At 43.5% G+C, this 19,982-nt stretch carries 7 protein-coding genes; 4 read left to right on the forward strand and 3 right to left on the reverse strand.

All coding sequences use genetic code 11. The annotated features are described in order from the left end of the window. Position 1 precedes the first annotated feature (1 nt). Both AAFF35_RS00770 and AAFF35_RS00775 read right to left on the reverse strand, forming a co-directional pair. A complete protein-coding gene (locus tag AAFF35_RS00770) occupies positions 2–1,330 on the reverse strand; it encodes a sigma-54 dependent transcriptional regulator (RefSeq protein WP_342330433.1) in 1,329 nt (442 codons plus the stop codon). An 89-nt stretch (positions 1,331–1,419) separates the two neighbouring features. Next, on the reverse strand, positions 1,420–1,731 hold the full coding sequence (locus AAFF35_RS00775; protein WP_342330434.1) for a hypothetical protein: 312 nt from the start codon (positions 1,729–1,731) through the stop codon (positions 1,420–1,422). A gap of 435 nt (positions 1,732–2,166) precedes the next feature. Here AAFF35_RS00775 and AAFF35_RS00780 point away from each other — a divergent pair, with 435 nt between their 5' ends. From AAFF35_RS00780 to AAFF35_RS00790, 3 genes are all read left to right on the forward strand, one after another. Beyond that, positions 2,167–2,604, forward strand: a complete 438-nt coding sequence (locus AAFF35_RS00780) for an Rrf2 family transcriptional regulator (RefSeq protein ID WP_074608586.1) — start codon at positions 2,167–2,169, stop codon at positions 2,602–2,604. A 92-nt stretch (positions 2,605–2,696) separates the two neighbouring features. Further along, entirely contained in the window at positions 2,697–3,488 is a 792-nt protein-coding gene (cobA, locus tag AAFF35_RS00785; RefSeq protein WP_342330435.1) for a uroporphyrinogen-III C-methyltransferase, read from the forward strand. Positions 3,489–3,628: 140 nt separating this feature from the next. Beyond that, positions 3,629–5,224, forward strand: a complete 1,596-nt coding sequence (locus tag AAFF35_RS00790; protein ID WP_342330436.1) for a S8 family peptidase — start codon at positions 3,629–3,631, stop codon at positions 5,222–5,224. A gap of 58 nt (positions 5,225–5,282) precedes the next feature. Here the strand turns inward: AAFF35_RS00790 and AAFF35_RS00795 are convergent, their stop codons facing one another. Then, entirely contained in the window at positions 5,283–7,805 is a 2,523-nt protein-coding gene (locus tag AAFF35_RS00795) for a hypothetical protein (protein ID WP_342330437.1), read from the reverse strand. A gap of 304 nt (positions 7,806–8,109) precedes the next feature. On the opposite strand from AAFF35_RS00795, the gene AAFF35_RS00800 reads away from it, so the two are divergent. Next, positions 8,110–19,971, forward strand: coding sequence for a putative Ig domain-containing protein (locus AAFF35_RS00800; protein ID WP_342330438.1), 11,862 nt, complete (start codon positions 8,110–8,112; stop codon positions 19,969–19,971). Positions 19,972–19,982 lie beyond the last annotated feature (11 nt).

Here is a 19,982-nt window from a genome sequence, read left to right on the forward strand (position 1 = left end):
CTTACTCTATTTCATAGCGTTCCATTTTACTGTATAAGGTCTTGCGATCGATATTCAGTAATTTGGCTGCCTTTGATTTGTTGTATTTAACCTTGACCAGGGTTTCTATAATCAGCATTTTCTCATTCACCTCATTGATGGCTTTGAGATCTGTACCATTGGGTTTTGGAATCTGATTAATGGAGATGATCATTTCTTCCGGTAAAGAATCTACCTCTGCCGTTTCCGATGGAGTCAATAACACCATCCGTTTAATCACATTCTTTAGCTCCCGCAAATTTCCCGGCCAATCGTACTGCAGCAAAAGGTCTTTCGCCTGTTGAGACAGGTTCTGCACATTACGTTGTAATTCGGTGTTGGAAAGTCTGATGAAATGATTGATGAATAACTCGATGTCCTTGCCTCTATCTCTCAATGCGGGAAGCTGGATCTTGAATTCGTTTAGACGATGGTAAAGGTCTTCCCGGAAGGAGCCATTGGCTACACTTGATTTCAGGTCGTCGTTGGTGGCGGTAATGATCCTTACATCGACTTTTACAGTCTTAGTGCTTCCAAGTGGCTGGATTACCCGTTCCTGTAAAGCGCGTAACATCTTTACCTGAACCTCATAGCTGAGGTTCCCAACTTCATCCAGAAACAAGGTGCCTCCGTTTGCCGCTTCAAACTGACCTTTCTTGTCATTCAGAGCACCTGTAAAGGCGCCCTTGGCATGTCCGAATAATTCACTTGCTGCGAGGTCTTTGGATAATGCACCGCAATCGATCGCTACAAAAGGCTTGTCCTTACGTTTGCTCTGCATGTGCAGTGCTCTTGCAGCATATTCTTTTCCTGTTCCGCTTTCTCCCTGAATGATGACCGACATATCGGTAGGGGCAACGAGGTTGATGTGTTCGTATAGTTTATCAGCAATGCTGCTCTTCCCTTTGATGGCATCTGTATGCTCAATGGAAGTGCCGGAGCTGATGGTTTCTTTTTTACCCAGGGAATTGTTGATAATCATCAGCAACTCATCTGGATTTACAGGCTTGGTAATGTAATCGAAGGCCCCTAACTGGATGGATTTTACTGCCGTTCTTACATCATTAAAACTGGTCATGATAATGACCGGCTGGGTTAATCCTTTTCCACGTATATGGGATAAAACGTCGAGACCTGTTCCGTCAGGTAAACGATAATCTACCAATAAAAGGTCAAAACTTTGCTGTTCTATTAGTTTTAGACTTTTTTTTACATCACTCACCGAACTGGGCTCATGACCATGTTTGGTCAGAAAACCTTCCAGTAACTGCGAAAAAGTGAGGTCGTCTTCAATAATCAGTATTTTTGCCATAGGGATTTCGCTTGTAATTATAGCAAAAATACAAAAGCCGGAGGATATCCGGCTTTTGTGAAGTATATTAATTGATATTTATTGTGGGCTTACTCAATAACTGCACCTTCTTTAGATAGTTTTAAAGAAGCAGTTTCTTCTCCTTTTTTAGCATCAACCTGAAAATACTCAGACTTATCTGCTTTGGTCACTAAAAATGCAGCTGTTGGCGTCCATTCTTTGTATTTATCAGATGCCAATGTTGTTTTAACTGCATCTGGAAGATCTTTCAATTCAACTGGAGTTTTGGTTACACTGTCTTGTTTTACGGTAACGATAGCTGGATTTTTAACATCACTTGCTTTTACTTGTGTTAACCCTACGAATGCTAAAAATGCTGCGGATAAGATGATCTTTTTCATAATTATATATTTTAAAAGTTTATTATTCTGTTTTAATTACGATCAGATAGGTTTCATAATGATGCCAAAACTGCTTTTTGGTGTTAAATCGCTTATATTCAGTGATTTTTGTTCTTTTCCTGAAAAGTAACTGTTGCCTTGTTCCACACTTTGTAGCGGAAAGAAACAGATCCGTCAGGGAAGGGAGGGACACTGTTCGGGTAGTGTTATAGTAGTGTTGTATCGTTCTCTATGTTCCGGCCGAATATGGTGCGAAGTCTTTGCAAGTGTTCTTCGACTCCGACTCGAAGAAGAGTCGAACGAAACATAGAGAAGAGTTGACCAGTATCACAACACTACCATAATACGACCACCACAGTACCTTATGAATTTCCTGCAATTTCAGCTATATATTACGCTATGAGAAAGTAATGTATTTTTCTTAACTTTGTCTTTATGCTATCTAAGAAGACTAAATACGCAATAAAGGCACTTGTTGCGCTCGGAAAAAACGCTGGAAATCCTCCTATGCAGATCGTAAGATTGGCTGAACAGGAAATGATCCCCAGAAAGTTCTTAGAGCAGATCCTGTTGGACATGCGTAATGCAGGTTATCTGTACAGTAAAAAAGGTGCAGGTGGTGGTTATAGCCTGAATAAAGAGCCGGGTGATATTTATCTGGCCGATATCCTGCGCATTACCGACGGACCGATTGCAATGGTTCCATGTGCCAGTCTTAAATTTTACCGTAAATGCGATGAATGTCATGATGAAGTGACCTGTGGCATTAGAAAAACTTTTATTGATGTACGGGACGCAACTTTGAAAGTCCTTGCTCAAACCTCTATCGCAGACGTTATTGCCCGCGAAACTGATGAAAGCATTGTTAATTAATATTTAATTTCAAATAAAGTCTACTATTTCTATAGTCTTTTTGTATATTTGTATCCATAAGACAAATATGTAATACCTTTAAACGTTAGGCTATGATTTTAAATAAGATAGAAAGTGGTGTAAAAGAACCTAAAATTACATTGGTAGGAGCCGGTCCCGGTGATCCTGAACTCATTAGCTTAAAAGGTGTTAAGGCAATTGCTGCCGCAGATGTGGTTTTATATGATGCACAGGTGAATGAAGCCCTGCTCAATCATGCTCCCGAAAAGGCAATTAAAATATTTGTAGGCAGTAAATCTGACGATGAGTCATTTTCTCAGGATGCGGTGAATAAACTGATGATCGATTATGCTTTAAATTATGGCCATGTGGTTAGGTTAAAAAGCGGCGATCCTTTTGTCTTTGCCCGTGGCTTCGAAGAGGTAGACTATGCAGAATCGTACAGTATTCAAACAGAAATTATACCCGGTATTTCCAGCGCTTTGGGTGTTCCGGGATTACATAAAATACCCATGACCTACAATACCCTGAGCGATAGCTTTTGGGTCCTTAGCGGAACAAATGCTGCCGGTGAGCTTTCTCCTGATTTGTCCGTGGCAGCAAAATCAAAAGCAACGGTGGTCATTCTGATGGGAATTGAGAAAATAAGAGAGATCACTGCCATCTTCCAGGCAGAAGGTAAAAATAAACTTCCTGTAGCAGTTATTGAAAATGGCTCTTCGGTCAATGAACATATAAAAATAGGGGTGGTAGATACCATTGCTGAATTAATAGAGGACAACAAGATTTCCTCTCCTGCACTATTGGTTTTTGGAGATGTGGTTTCCCTGCATCCTTCCTTTGCCAGGATCAAAGATTTTTACGAATTGATGTCTTTACAGTAGGAATTATCTCATTTTGTTTTAAAAGCCAGATATTTGTATCTGGCTTTTTACGTTTATGGGATAGCAATTGGTGATTGTCGCACATCCTGAATAAACACCCTGAGCTATTTATTAATTAACTTTGTTTAAAATATCAACTTATGAATAAAATAAAAGCAAATTTTTGCTATCGCGGGATTCTGGGTTTGTCTTTATTGGCAGCCGTTCCTTTTTTGTCCATGGCACAAAAGCCAAACTGGCAGAACCTGGACCTTAAAGCAGATTCTACTTTCGGTATCAGTACAGAGAAAGCTTATCACGAATTGTTAAAAGGAAAAAAGTCCAGGTCTGTTATTGTTGCAGTGCTGGATGGTGGGGTAGATACCAACCATGAAGACCTGAAATCAATCATTTGGGTAAATAAAAAGGAAAAAGCAGGTAACGGAAAAGACGATGATAAGAACGGATATATCGATGATATCCATGGATGGAACTTTTTGGGTTCTGCGAAAGGTTCAGTAAATCATGAAACACTGGAGTTAACCCGTCTGGTACGCAGAGACAATGCTAAATTCGGCAATTCCGATGCGACTTCTGTAAAAGCAAATGACCTGCCTGCATTTGAAGCTTATCAAAAGAATAAGGCAGAACTGGAAAAAGAACTGGCCGAAGCCAAAGACGGACTAATGCGCTATGGTTCTATCAAAACAGCGATAGATGATGTGGTGAAAAAAATAGGTAAGGAAAACCCTACCGTTGCCGATTTCCAAAGTTTTGTTCCTGTAACTGATATGGAGAAAAATATCCAGAGAATTATGGTAGAGCAGTTAAAGAATGCCACTTTCAAGGAATTTTATGACGGTCAGGTGTTACCCGGATATGACCACTTCAAATCGCAGGTAGAATATAACCTGAACCTGGATTATGACCCAAGATCAATTGTTGGGGATGATCCTGAAAATACAAAGGAACGTTTTTACGGCAATAACGATGTGGCTGGTCCGGATGCACGTCATGGTTCTCACGTTTCCGGTATTATTGCCGCAGTAAGAACCAATGACCTGGGTATAAAAGGTATTGCTGATAATGTAGAGATCCTGGCAGTCCGCAATACACCTAATGGTGATGAACGTGATAAAGATGTGGCAAATGCAATCCGCTATGCTGCCGATAACGGTGCTAAAGTCATCAACATGAGTTTCGGTAAAGCTTATTCATGGAATAAAACCATTGTAGATGAAGCGGTAAAATATGCAGTTTCTAAAGATGTGTTATTGATTCATGCTGCGGGAAATGACAACAAAGATCTGGAAGTAGAACAAAATTTCCCTAATCCTCAGTATGCGGATGGTGGAGTTGCTGCTTCATGGATTACTGTAGGTGCTTCAGGCTGGGCAAATGATGAAACCATCAAAGCTAACTTTTCAAATTACGGAAAAACTACGGTTGATGTATTTGCACCTGGTGTAAGGATCAATTCAACTGTTCCTGGTTCTAAATATGAAAACTTAGACGGAACAAGTATGGCTGCGCCTGTGGTTGCAGGTTTAGCCGGACTGATCCGTTCTTACTATCCTAAGCTGACCGCGGTACAGGTGAAAGATATCATTCTTAAATCTGTAGTTAAGGTAGACCAGGTAGTGAAAGTACAGCAGGGAGAGACGACAAAGGATATTCCTTTTTCAGACCTTTGCGTAACCGGAGGTATCGTAAATGCTTATAATGCATTAAAACTGGCAGCTGAATATAAGAAATAGATATTCCTGCATATATAAAAAAGAAAGCGCCATTAATCCGATTAATGGCGCTTTCTTTTTAACTGACGTTGACCAGCAGTTTATGAGGTATTTTTCTTTCCTCCATAAAGCATAACCGCTCGTATTTATATTCGTTTACTTTTACCGGATCTTTAAGGTCTTTGAAGATGGCAATAATCACATCGTACATCATGATACAATTGAGGTTCAGTTCATTTCTTTTGAAAATCTGAATGCACTCGTTTGAATACTCATAAGCAAGTACATACTCTCCTCTGTTTCTCAGCTGATTGGCCTGCATCATCCTTAAAATGGATTCAGAGTATTCGGTAAGTTTAAACCGTGTTTTGTTATTGTGGATCTCTACCAATATATGTTCTATCTGATCGGTTTTCTTTCCAGGGTTGACCTTGGAGCTCGATAGTGCAAAAACGTTCATCATAAAGATGGTAAAAGCCGTTCTTTTGGAAAATACACGGGGATGTAATTTAGAAATGGTTTTGATGATCCTGATCGTGCCTTCATCACTACCATAGAAAGTATTCAGGATAAGCAACAATACATAGGCAATTCCCTGCTTGGTATCGAGTGCTGCTTTGGTGTCTAAAAAAGGATAATTGAAATTTTCCAGATCCTGAATCATAGGATGTGGTTCAATCGGCCTGTTGCTCAGTTTAAGGTAAATCAGCCAGGTCAGTTCGTATGGGTTTACCGGCCATCCTTTTACATCTAACGCACTTAGTTTGTTCAACCTCATGGCCACCTTATCCTGATCCATACTCATGATGTCAAAAATGGCAAGAATAGATTGATAAATTAACCGGTTTTCATCTGTATCTGCTACATCTGCAAGAACAGTAACCGCTTCTTTATAGCAGGAATCTACAAAGTCAAAATTGATCAGCTGTTTGATGAGGATGTCATGAAGCTTATGATCTGTTAAAAGCTTAATGGTGTCCGGGCTATACCGGGTCCTGAACCTAAGGTTCTCGGCAATAAACAGAATGAGGTAATTCCGTTCAAAATAATTTAGCTGCAGGTCAAAAATATGAGAGAGGGACCTGAAATCACCGATCCTGATGATAAAGCGGATCGTCCATTGTAACAGGTGGAACCTTACATTAGTGCTTTCATAAGAACTCTGGATAAACTGGAAGAAAGTCCAGTCAACCTGTAAATGGAATTTCTCCAGCAATTCAATAAAGAGGAAGTATTCAAAGATATGAGGATAAATAAAACGGACATATTCCCTTGGCTGATAATCGTCCTGACTTTTCTCTTCCATCAGGATACCCTCAGATAAAAGCTCCATATATGCATTTTTAAATGCCGACAACTCGCTGATCAGAAGGTCTTTTGGAACGGAGTCCACTTTCTTCCCATAATCTGTGAGCTGGATGACTTTTTTCAGAAAGAGAATTTTCTCCGTATAATAATTTGACCGGTAAATTTTCTCCTGAATAAATCTGGAGATCAGTTCATGAAAAGTAATGCTCGTAGAATAATTGAAATACGGATCTTCTTCTTTTAACTGATAATACAGTTGTATATATAAGGGAAATTTTAATTGAGATTTAAGTTTTGGATTTAATTCATAAACATCAGATTGATTGACTTTAGAGATGATCTGATCCACTTCCTTGCCCGTGAGGGGAGGGACATTGGAGACTTCATTCTGATTGAAGTAATTTCCTGTAAACCATTTCGACTTCAAAAATGCAGAATGTCTGATGCAATCATAAAATCTCATCCATGTCGTGGACCGCATGCTCATTACCAGTTTAATGCAGTCTACATTTTCAATGGAACAAATAAAACTGATGATACTTTCAAAAAGTTGTTTCTTTAAATCCTTTTTAATGATGAGCTCTGAAAAGCCATCCAGAACAATGATAAATTTTTTCCCTGTCTGACTATAGTTTTCCTGAATATGTTCCAGCAGACTCTCTTTGTGGTAAATTCCCAGTTGCACTTTAAGCTGGTCTTCAAAGTTTAGTGTAAGCTGGTCTACATTGAAAAAACTATTTGCGGTGATGAACATTACCGTAGAGTCCTTGTGTACCGAAGATTCGTTATTAAAGAACTTTTCTACTAAATGACTAAGAAGGATGGTCCTGCCATAACCAGGTTGTGAAATAAAACAGGTATAAGTATAGTTGCTCTTAAAGAAGTCATCAAAGTCATGTTCTGCAAATTTCCGGCTGATGGTCATCTCATAAGGAATACCGGAACGGTTCTTAATCCCTTTCAAGGTAAAGTCCGTGATCCTTCTGGCATTATGCCGGATGTCTGTCCAATTGGTGGCACTTTCCTGAGCATTTAAATGAACAGGAGCAGTCCAATTGCCAATTTGTTCCTTATTGACATATTCCGATAACGTGGTCAGGGTAAACTTTGAAAAGTTATGTTTTACCACCGCAAATCCAAACAATCGCTTTATGGTTGTTTCGCTAACATTCTTGTTTAACGTTTTACTGATTTCAATGGAGATCCTTTTACAATCAGCAGGAGTGATGGTTCGAATTCCTGTTTTTAATAGGATTAGACTCTTTACTTCATTTAAGGTAGATATATCGTCCATATACAGTACGAGTGAGCATTAATTTCTTCAACTAAACGAATATAATGCTTTCGGTACAATAATGAACGCGAAGATATGAAGTAAAAAAATGAATGAATATTGTTTCTTTTGTTTAACTATTTGTTGCTCAATTATTTAGGTGAGATTTATTGGCGTTATTTGAATTAGATGTTGTCAAAAATGAACAAAATGAATGAATCGATCATTTACTGCTTTGTAAATGAACAATTCGAACGTGCATTGCGAGGTATTCAATGATTAAAATTGCATCAAAGTAAAATTTTGACATCTCAATTCCCTTCATATGAAATGCACATCTACCCTGCCAGGAAAACTTAAAAAACCTATCCTCATTTTTTTAAGTATTATAGCTATAACGCTTTTTAATCTGAAATCGTATGCACAATCTCAACAACGTGTATACGCGACTACAGCAAGCGACGGAACTTTCGGCGTTTGTTTACTTTGTGGCGTATCAGCACCGGACCAGGCTGTAGATAACAACATAAATACGGCATCGACTGTTACTGCCGGAGTCAGCTTGTTGGGAGGAGGAATATTTCAGAACCTGATATTTCCCGCCGGAAACTTACCCGGAAATAACACCGGATCAGTAGTTAAGGTTTCTACCGGAACAACTTTATCGCTAAGTGTGCTCGGAGCCATCAAAGTTCAGGCTTACTTTAACAATACCCCGGTAGGCGTTGTTCGCGATGGCGGAACAGCTTTATTAAACCTGCTGGCAAACGGTAATCAGGCCGAAATCTTTGTACCGGGCCCAGGTGTACCTTATAATAGAGTACGTGTGACAGTGGATGGAGGGGCCCTGGCTGCATTAACTTCTATTAATGTTTTTCATGCTTATTTCTTACAAAATACGACAAATATAAACTGTGATGCACCAATAGATGAGTTACATGGAATTTCTGGAACTGTTGGCGCACTTGGTGGCGTAAACAATCCATCAAATGCAATAGACGGTGTGGAAAGTACCTATTCAACTTTAGGTTCTGCAATTGGCTTGGTAGGCTTTGCGCAACAAACGATTGTCTTTCCAGGGTTATCTGCTGCCACGGACTCCGTAAGATTAATGGTTTCGACAGGACCATCCCTGCTTTCTCTTGAATTGCTGGGCTCGGTAAGTATCGAAACCTTCAATGGAGGTGTCAGTAACGGACTTGTCCCCGGGACAGGCGGCTTGCTCAACCTTAAACTCCTGAATCCGGGTAGTACCATTGGGGTCTTAACCTTTGCACCTGGTGTTCCTTTTGATCGGGTTCAGTTGAGAATCGGGGGAACAGCCAGTCTTTTAAATTCGATCAACCTTCATGAGGTGTCCCGTACGATGGCTTTGCCAACGACCATAAATGTAAACAATACAGCTTCAGCTACCGGTATCGCATGTACAGGAGATGGAGTAACTTTAAATATCAATACACCGGAAGCAGGTGCAACCTATACCTGGTATACCCAGGCTACCGGAGGTACAGGAACTACCGGTGTCAGTTTTACGCCAACAGGTTTAGTAACTGGTGTCAATACATTTTATGTATCAGGAAAAAGAGCGGGATGTACCAACGAATCTCCGCGTAAGCTGGTGAGTGTAACGGTAAATAATCCAATCTTACCGGTAGTATCTACCGTTGCTCCTATTTGTAGCGGATCTTCAGCAACTTTGCAAATTGGCGCTCTGGTGGTAGGGGAGACTTACCGTTGGTATGATGCGGCTACTGGTGGAAACTTAGTCTTTACCGGAGAAACATTTTTAACTCCTGTATTGGCTGCGAATACAACTTATTACGTAGAGTCGGTGATCGGTGCCTGTTCCAGTGCACGTCAACAGGTAGACGTAACCGTTAATGCACTTCCGGCAGATGCGCAGGTGTCTTCAACGAATGTAAATATCTCTACCGGACAAACCGCTACACTTTCGGCCACAGCGCCAACTGCCGGTAGCATCATTAACTGGTATACCAGCTCAACAGGCGGAAGTCCGGTTGCAACCGGAACCAGCTTTACAACTCCGGCATTAAATGCAAATACCACCTATTATGTAGGAACGCAGAGTGCAGGAGGTTGTGCAAGTTTAAACAGAATTGCCGTTAACATTACAGTCACGAACGTTACACCAGGGGTAACTTGTAAATCTGCCAATTCCCAAACCAATGCGATTCAGGGGATATGTATCGGTTGTGAAGTTTCAGACCCTGGATTCTCTGTTGATGCAGATCCGCTGAACTTTTCCAGCATCCGCCTTGCGGTAGGTGTTCTGGCGGTCGGATATCAGCGATTGGGTTTCCCGACTGCAGGCGTAGCTACGGATAGCATCCGTCTTGATTTGAGGTTGCCTGGAAACATCGTTGACCTTTCCCTTCTGGGAGGCATAAGTGTGAATGTCAGAAATGGCAATTCAACCGTAGCTTCTTACGACCTTAACTCCGCACTGATCCACCTTAGTCTGTTGGGTGGCGATCGTTTCAGTGTAACTGTTCCGGCTGCCGCGGCCTACGATGCAGTAGAAGTACGCTTCGGTGCGGTACTCTCCGCAGTAACGGCACTTGACATCTTCGGTGCAGAAGTGATCTATCCAAAACCAACGGTTGCGAGCACAGGTTTAAACATCTGTTCCGGAGCATCGACCACCCTGACTGCAACACCAAACGGTGGAACAGATCTGAAATGGTATGCCGACGCAACAGGTGGTACTGCATTGGCTACAGGAAATACCTATTCCCCAACAGGACTTACGGCAACAACTACCTATTATATAGAAGTAGGTAAAGGTTCCTGCGTAAATGCAGAGCGTGTACCGGTTACGGTGAATGTAAACCCGGCTATTGTTTTTGCAACCGCTGCCTTACCGAATGCCACGATCGCTTCCAGTTATTCCAAACAAATTCCTGTCGCGACGGGAGGAACACCTGCATTTAATTATACACTTGCTCCAGGTAGCACATTGCCTGCAGGATTAACACTATCGGCAACCGGATTGATTTCCGGAACCCCGACCGCAACTGCAGGACCTTATTCTTTTTCTGTTCTGGCGACAGACAGTAAAGGTTGTACTGCAATCACTCCTTTTAACTTAACCGTAACTGCTGCTTTGTCACTTCCGGCAGCGACACTTCCCAATGGAACGGTAAACACCCTATATCCAACACAAACACTTCCTGCTGCCATTGGCGGAACAGGACCTTATACGTACGTTGCTACTCCGGGAAGTCTTCCTCCGGGATTGGCCTTCAACCCGGTTACCCGTGAAATCACAGGTACGCCAACTCTGGCCGGAACTTATCCGGTTCATGTAACCGTAACTGATGCCAATGGAAATACCAAAACAGCAGACTATACCATTGTAGTCAGAGATCCTCTTGTTTTACCTGCGGCAACACTTGCCAATGGTACCGTAGGAATTCCTTATCCTGCCCAAACAATCCCTACCGCGACTGGTGGTGTGGGACCTTATACTTATAGCACTCCGGCAGCAAGCCTTCCTCCGGGATTGACCTTTAATCCAACTACCCGTGAGATCACAGGTACACCAACGCTGGCAGGAACTTATAGCATTCCTGTAACGGTAACCGATGGAGATGGAAAAACCATCACGACCAATTATTCAATTGTAGTAGGCAATCCATTGGTGCTTCCTCCGGCAACACTTGCGGATGGAAATGTGAATGTAAGCTATACCTCACAACCTATTCCTTCGGCAACAGGTGGAACAGGACCTTATACTTATGTGGCAACAAGCCTTCCTCCGGGATTGAATTTTAATGCAACCACCCGTGTCATTTCTGGTACGCCAACACAATCAGGTTTATATACGGTAACCGTAACGGTAACTGACAATGTCGGTACTACTGCAACCAATACTTATGCTTTAAGAGTAATCGGTGCTTTATCACTACCAACAATGGCATTGGCCGATGGTACTGTCGGAACCGTTTACACCGCGCAGACCCTGCCTGAAGTAACCGGCGGAACAGGACCTTATACTTATACTTCAGCGAACCTTCCTCCGGGATTGAGCTTCGATCCAATTACCCGTAAGTTAACCGGCACACCAACGCAAGGTGGAACCTTTACTTTCTCTGTAACGGCCAAAGATGCAGCCAACAACTCCACCACCACCAACTTTACGGTGAAGGTAAAAGTTGATCCGCCAGTGGTGGCGTCGACCAGCATCTGTTCAGGAAGTACAGCTACACTTAGCGTGAGCAATACCTTACCGGGAGTAACTTATAACTGGTATGCGGCAACAGGAAGTACACCTATCTTTACAGGGGCGACTTATACTACTGCTGCATTAACTGCCAATACCACCTATTATGTGGAGGCCGTTTCCGGAACAGCAATAAGCAGTCGTACTGCAGTTACCGTAACCGCACGTCCAACTCCTGCCTTAGCCATAGTTTCTGCCGGCCAGTCAATTAGTGCCGGACAAACTGCTACGCTTCAGGCTTCTGCCGAAGCAGGAAATACCATCAACTGGTTTACTACCCCAACAGGCGGTATTGCAGTAGGTACTGGTACGAGCTTTACCACACCGGTATTAAATACCACCACAACTTATTATGCAGAAACAGTAAATAGCACAGGCTGCGTGAGTGCCAGCAGAGCTGCGGTTATCGTAACGGTCACAACTGGCCCGGTTAACCCGAACTGTAATGCTGCAACAGCTCAGGAAACAAAAATCGAATCTCTTCTTTGTTTACTTTGCGGAATCACTGATCCATCAGGTTCAACGGATGCAGACCCTGCAACATTTACCACCATTAATCTTGGGGTTAACGTTGCCGGTGTAGGGTATCAAAAACTGATCTTCCCTAATTCCGGAGCCGCGACCGACAGCATCCGTTTAGATCTTGAAACTCCTGTTGGCCTTGCCGATATCGGATTAATTAACGGAGGAACGATTACCGTTTACAATGGAACAACGGTAGTAAAGGTTTATCCATTAAATTCTTCTTTATTAAATCTCCAGCTTTTAAATGGCAACAGGTTCCAGGTTACACTTGCGGCAACAGGAACTTATAATGCCGTGGAAATCCGTTTTGGAGCAGTGGCAAATTTATTAAGCCGCTATAATATCTATGGTGCTTCCATTATCTATCCTAATCCAACTGTTGCTGCTACAGGTCAGACGATCTGTGCAGGAAATACCACTACCTTAACTGCTACTGCAAATGGAGGTACTACTTTAAAATGGTACGCCACTCCGGCAAGTGGAACCGCATTGGCTACAGGTGGCACTTTCACTACACCTGCACTTACAGCGACAACAACTTATTATATTGAAGTGAGCAAAGCGGGTTGTGCAAATACCCAGCGTATTCCGGTTACGGTTACGGTTACCGCTGCGCCAACACCACCAGTAGTGGCAACGGTATTACCGGTGTGTTATGGTTCTACCGCCAGCTTAGTAGTCAATACTCCTGGAGCAGGTGTCAGCTATAACTGGTATACAGTGGCAGCCGGAGGTACTTCTGTATTTACCGGAACTACCTTCGTTACCCCTGCATTAACAGCAAGTACGACCTATTATGTAGAAGCAGCAAATCCTGGATGTGGTGTTTCTACAAGAACTGCAGTTCCTGTAACGGTAAATCCGATCGTAACATTACCACAGGTTCAGGCTTCAGCAACTACGGTTGCTTCGGGTCAGACGGTGATCTTAACAGCGACTTCACCAGATACAGATGTAACCTTTAACTGGTATGATTCTGCAACTGCAACCACGCCAAAATTCAGTGGTGCAACGTATGTTACGGAACCACTTACTGCAACGACTACCTATTACTTAGAAGCCAAATCGAATGCCACAGGTTGTCTTTCGCTGAGCCGTGTACAGGTGACGATTACGGTAGACAACAGCTTGCCAAGCCCGGTTCCTTGTGAGGCTGCAATTGCAGAAACACATGGTGTGACGGGAGTAGCATTGCTTTCCGCGATATTTAATCCACAACTGGCCATTGATAACGACACCAGAACAGGTTCATCATTGGTGATGCCGGTTGGACTTCTGGGTGCTTCAGTTTACCAACGCCTTGGCTTCGGTTCTGTTTCCAGTGCCGGGGATACTGTTAAAGTGCTGTTAAATGCACCAGGTAAATTACTAACACTGGGATTATTGTCGAGCATTCAGGTTGGAACCTATAATGGCGCAACAAATAACAATGATGCCGTTTCAATAAACAATACTTTAATTAACCTGGAGCTGTTGAGTAATAACAGTCAGGCGTTAATCAGCTTTGTGCCAACAGCAGCCTTTGACCAGGTGGAGGTTCGTTTAAATGCAGGTCTTGCAGGTGTGCTTTCTACAGTTGATGTGAACTACGCCAGACGTGTTTTAGTAGCACCAAAACTGGTAGTTGCCAGTCCGGCGATCTGTTCCGGACAAACTGCAGCACTTGCGGTTAACAATCCAAATGCTGCACTGACCTATAAATGGTATACTGTGGCTACCGGCGGTACTTCGGTATTTACCGGAACTACTTTTACCACTCCGGCATTAACAGCCAATACGACTTACTATCTGGAAGGCAGCAATGCTTCGGGTTGTGCCAGCGTCAGAACAAAGGTCATCGTAACCGTGGCTCCTGCACCGGTGGTTCCTGAACTGGTTTCAACTACGATCAATACTTGTCCTGGAACAAATGTTACCCTGGAAGTGAAAAATCCTTTAACTGGAATTGTTTACAAATGGTATGACAATGCAGGCGTTTATCAGGCAAATAAAGATGGAGTAACCTTCACTGTTAACAATGTGACAGTGGCCACAAGTTATTCCGTTGAAGCAGTATCTGCTGCTTGTAACGTGCCTTCAGCTACAAGAGCTGCTGCACAAATTAATGTAACTGGTCTGGATATTCCGGTAATTACACCGGAGTCTATTACCGTTAAATCAGGATCAATAGCGGTGTTAACCGCAAGTTCGAGTAGTGCTGGCGTGATCTTTAAATGGTATGATGCCCCTACAAACGGAAACTTGCTTTCAAGCAGTGCCCGCTATGAATTTACTCCCGCAGTAAATAATGGTCCAAATCCAAGAATAGATACTTACTATGTAAGTGCAGAGATCCCTGGAGGATGTACTGCCTTAACCCGTGCTTCCGCACAGGTTACTGTACTGCCTGCCACTAACCCAACTGATGTTCCTTGTGAGGTGGCAACAGTTCAGGTGAGAGCGGGAGCAGATGGCGTTGCGGTACTAACTGCTGTATATAATCCGGAGAGAGCGGTGGATAACGATACGGAATCCGCTTCTTCACTGGTGATGCCAGTCGGAGCTTTAGGTGCTTCAGTTTATCAACATGTAGGTTTTACCGGCCTGTCTAATGTTGGTGATAGCATCCGCATCCGCATCAGCACACCTGGTAAGCTGATTTCGCTGGCTGTATTGCCTTCTATTGAAGTGACTACTTTCCAGGGTTTGGTGAGCAATAACGATATGATCGTTACGGATAATCCATTGGTTCATCTAAAAGTATTGAGTGCCAATGAAGGAGCAATCCTTACCTTCCTTCCTACAAAACCGTTTGACGGTGTGGAGCTGAGATTAAGGTCTGGTCTTGTTGCCGCTTTAACTACGCTTGACTTTAACTATGCACAGCGTGTGATGGCTACACCAAAAGTATCCAGTGCAAACGCATCTGCCTGTGTGGGGACTGCTGCAACTTTAAGTGTTCAGAATCCGGTTGCAGGACTTACCTATACCTGGTACAAAGGGGCTACACAGGTAGGAACCGGAACCAGTATTACCACTGAAACAACACTTGCTGTAGGAACTTATGATTATTTTGTAACTGCAACCCGTAACAATTGTGCAAGTGCACAAGCCAAAGTTACCGTAACGATACTGGCTGCACCAGCTGCGCCGGTAGAAGTAGCGGGTAACCCGAAAACAACTTGTCCGAATGTCGCAGTAACACTTGCGGTGAATCCGGTAGCAGGAGTAAGCTTCAACTGGTTTGATGCATTGACCGGTGGAAACAAACTGGCAACAAATACCAATAGCTATACTACCACGTCGAACCTGACTACAGGAGTGTACGACTTCTATGTGGAAGCTGCGAATGCAAATTCATGTATCAGCACTGCCGGACGTACAAAAATTACCATTACGGTTAACCCATCGGCAACCCCTGCTGACATTAGCATAGCAGGTGCAAATGCTCCGTTCTGTACAGGAACAAAAGCAAGCCTGACTGCGAGTTCAACAACGGTAGTCAACCCTAAATTTACCTGGTACAGTGATGCGGCGTTAACCATTCCTGTATCTAACGTTGCGCTTTATGAACCTGTCATCACCGCAAGCACCACCTTCTATGTGAGTGTGAATGGCGATAATATTTGTCAGAGTACCCCTGCAAATGCAAAAGTGGTTACGATTACAGTGAATCCACCTGCAGTTGCAACTGACATTACGGTAAAAGGTGCAGATGCTCCGTTCTGTAAAGGAGCAAAAGCAAGTCTGACTGCCAGTTCAACCACGGTAACCAATCCTAAATTTACCTGGTATAGTGATGCGGCATTAACGATTCCGGTATCAGGCAATGCCCTTTTTGAGCCGGTACTTACCGCAACGACTACTTATTATGTAACCGTTAGCGGCGATAATAAATGCCCGAATTTACCAGCGGATGCTAAAGTCGTGACCGTAACCGTAAATACGCCGGCAACCCCGGCAGATCTTGCCGTTGCCGGAAACAATGCTCCGTTCTGTCAGGGAACGAAAGCGAGCTTTAAAGCAAGTTCAACGACCGTAACTAATCCTACATTTATCTGGTATACCAACGCGGCCTTAACAACTGAAGTGTTCAGAGGAGCAACCTACGAACCTACATTAACCGCAAGTATCACTTATTACGTAACCGTTAGCGGCGACAATAAATGTCCAAATGATCCTGCAGACGCAAAAGTAGTGGCCGTTGTGGTCAACACTCCTGCAACAGCTGCAGATATTACCATTGCCGGAAATGGTGCCCCATTCTGTAAAGGAACAAAAGCTAAATTCACCGCAAGCAGCACTACAGTAACTGCCCCTGTCTTTACCTGGTACAGAGATGCTGATCTGACAGATGTTGCTTTTACAGGTCCGGTATTCGAACCAGTATTAACTGCAAACACTACTTATTATGTAACTGTCCGCGGAACCAACAGATGTGAAAGTCTGAAAGCACAGGCAAAAGTGGTGACTGTCGTGATTAACCCGCCAGCAGTGTCCACAGATATCGCGGTTGCCGGAAATAACGGTCCGTTCTGTAACGGTGCAAAAGCATTATTAACCGCGAGCAGCACTACGGTAACAAGCCCGGTATTTACCTGGTACACGGATGCCGCCTTAACAAATGTGGTTTCTACAGGTCCGGTATTTGAACCTACATTAACCGCAACCACTACTTATTATGTAACCGTTAGCGGAACAAACAAATGTGCAAACCTATCTGGCGATGCAAAAATTGTAACGCTGATTGTGAACAAGCCATCAGATGCTACCGATGTGATCGTTACAGGAGCGGATCTTGCCGTTTGTGCCGGTGCAACGATTAAGTTAACAGCAAGCAGTACCACAGTAACAAGCCCGGTATTTACCTGGTACACTGACGCTGCCCTGAGCAATGCCATATTTACAGGAGCAGTATTGGAAAGACCAGTTACCGCTGCAATTACTTATTATGTAACGGTAAAAGGAGCTAACAAATGTGAAAACCTTGCCGGAACAGGTAAAGCAGTTGCAGTTTCGGTGAATCCACCTGCTACCGCTGCTGATATTAATGTTACAGGAAATGGAGCTGCCGTTTGTGCGGGAGCAAAACTAACCTTAACCGCAACTGCAACAACAGTAACGAATCCTATATTTATCTGGTACAGTGATGCTTCCTTAACAACGGAAGTGTTCAGAGGACCAATCTATGAGCCAACAGTTACCGCAAACACGACTTACTATGTAACCGTTAGCGGAGACAACAAATGTCCAAACGGACCTGCAGATGCAAAAGTGGTAGCGATTACCGTAAATACACCTGCTACAGCTGCGGACATTACCATTGCAGGAAATGATGCTCCATATTGTGCAGGAACAAAAGCAACCTTAACTGCAGGTACAACGACAGTAACGAACCCGGTATTTACCTGGTATAGTGATGCCAACCTGACTACAGTAGTTGCCAATACTGCCGTATTCCAACCGACATTAGCGGTTACCACTACCTTCTATGTAACCGTTCGCGGATCAAACAGATGTGAGAACTTAACAGCAGGGGCAAAAGTGGTAACGGTAGTGATCAACCCACCTGCGGTAGCAACAGACATCACCGTTACCGGAAACAGCAGTCCATTATGTGCAGGCTCCAAAGCTTTACTGACAGCGAGTAGCACGACAGTGACGAGCCCGGTATTTACCTGGTATACGAATGCGGCCTTAACAAATGTTGCGGCTACCGGAGCGGTGTTCGAACCAACAGTTACTGCAACCACTACTTTCTATGTAACTGTTCGTGGTGCGAACAGATGTGAGAATACCGCAGCAAATGCTAAAGTGGTTACCGTAACGGTGAACACTCCGGCTGATGCTTCAGATGTAGTTGTAGCAGGAGCAGATGTCCCTGTTTGTACAGGAACAACGGTTAAATTAACCGCAAGCAGTACAACTGTAACGAACCCTGTATTTACCTGGTATACTGATGCTGCCTTAACCAATGCAGTATTTACAGGAGCAATATTGGAGAAAGTACAGAATGCAACCATTACTTATTACGTAACTGTAAAAGGAGACAATAAATGTGAAAGCCTCCCTGGAACAGCGAAAGTGATCACTTTAACCGTAAATCCTTTACCGGATGTACCGGTGATCGAAAATGGCAACGGATTGTCGGTATGTTCAGGAGATGGAGCAACACTCAATATCCTGAATCCACAGGCTGGAGTTACTTTCGAATGGTATGATGCAGCAGTAGGAGGTACCTTATTGGGTACCGGTCAAAGCTTCCCTACAGGCGCATTAAATGCAACTACCGATTTCTATGTGCTGGCAAAAAGTGCTTCGGGTTGCGGCAGTGCAACGGGTAGGGTTAAGGCAACAGTTACGGTAAATACCAGACCAGGTGTTCCGACTGTAGTCTCTGCTACTGCAAATGCCTGCCCGGGAAGTACCACGGTATTGAGTGTTTCTAATCCGGTTAACGGCATTACCTATAGCTGGTACGATGTAGCAACAGGTGGAACCGCACTGGGTACAGGTGCCAACTTTACTACGCCTGTGATTACTGCAAATAAAACATTCTATGTAGGTGCTTCTAACGCTACCTGTAGCAGCACAAGCAGAACTGCGGTTGCAGTGAGTGTGCAGAATGCACCTAATGCACCAACATCGGTGGATGGAGCCACAAACCCATTATGTGCGGGCAATGCAGCAGTATTGTCGGTTAACAATCCGGATGCAGCGCTTACTTATCGCTGGTTTAGTTCTGCTACAGGAGGTACTTCACTGTCTGAAGGAAGTAGCTTTACTACTCCTTCTCTGGCAGCAACAACTACCTATTATGTGGAAAGTGTCAATAAGACTACCGGATGTACCAGTGCTGCACGTATCGCGGTGGTGGTAACGATTCTGCCTAAACTTACTGCGCCTGTTGTTTCAGTGCAGTCAGCAACGGCAACGAGTGTAGCCTTCGCATGGGCTGCAGTAGCAGGGGCAACAGGCTACGAAGTCTCTCTTGATGGAGGAACAACCTGGATTGCACCTAGCTCAGGAGCTGCGGGATTAACACATCTGATCAGTGGTCTGAAACCAGATCAGCCGGTGACGATCAGGGTAAGGGCCTTCGGACAACTACCTTGTCAGCTGAGCGATGCTTCAAGCCTGAACTCAAAAGCAGAAAATCCATTGGGTAACCAAGTCTTTATCCCGAATACATTCACGCCAAATGGCGATGGTAAGAATGATGTGCTGTATGTATACGGAAATACGATTGCCAAATTGAAGCTTCGTGTCTACAACCAGTGGGGACAGTTCATCTATGAATCATTAAATGTTCAAAGCGGATGGGATGGAACTTATAAAGGAGAGATACAGCCTAACGGAGTATACGTATACATCGCAGAAGTAGAGTTCAATGACGGAACAAAAACAAGTAAAAAAGGAACAATAACCCTATTGAGATAATAAACACAATT

This window comes from Pedobacter sp. FW305-3-2-15-E-R2A2 (genome assembly GCF_038446955.1).
Classification (GTDB): domain Bacteria; phylum Bacteroidota; class Bacteroidia; order Sphingobacteriales; family Sphingobacteriaceae; genus Pedobacter.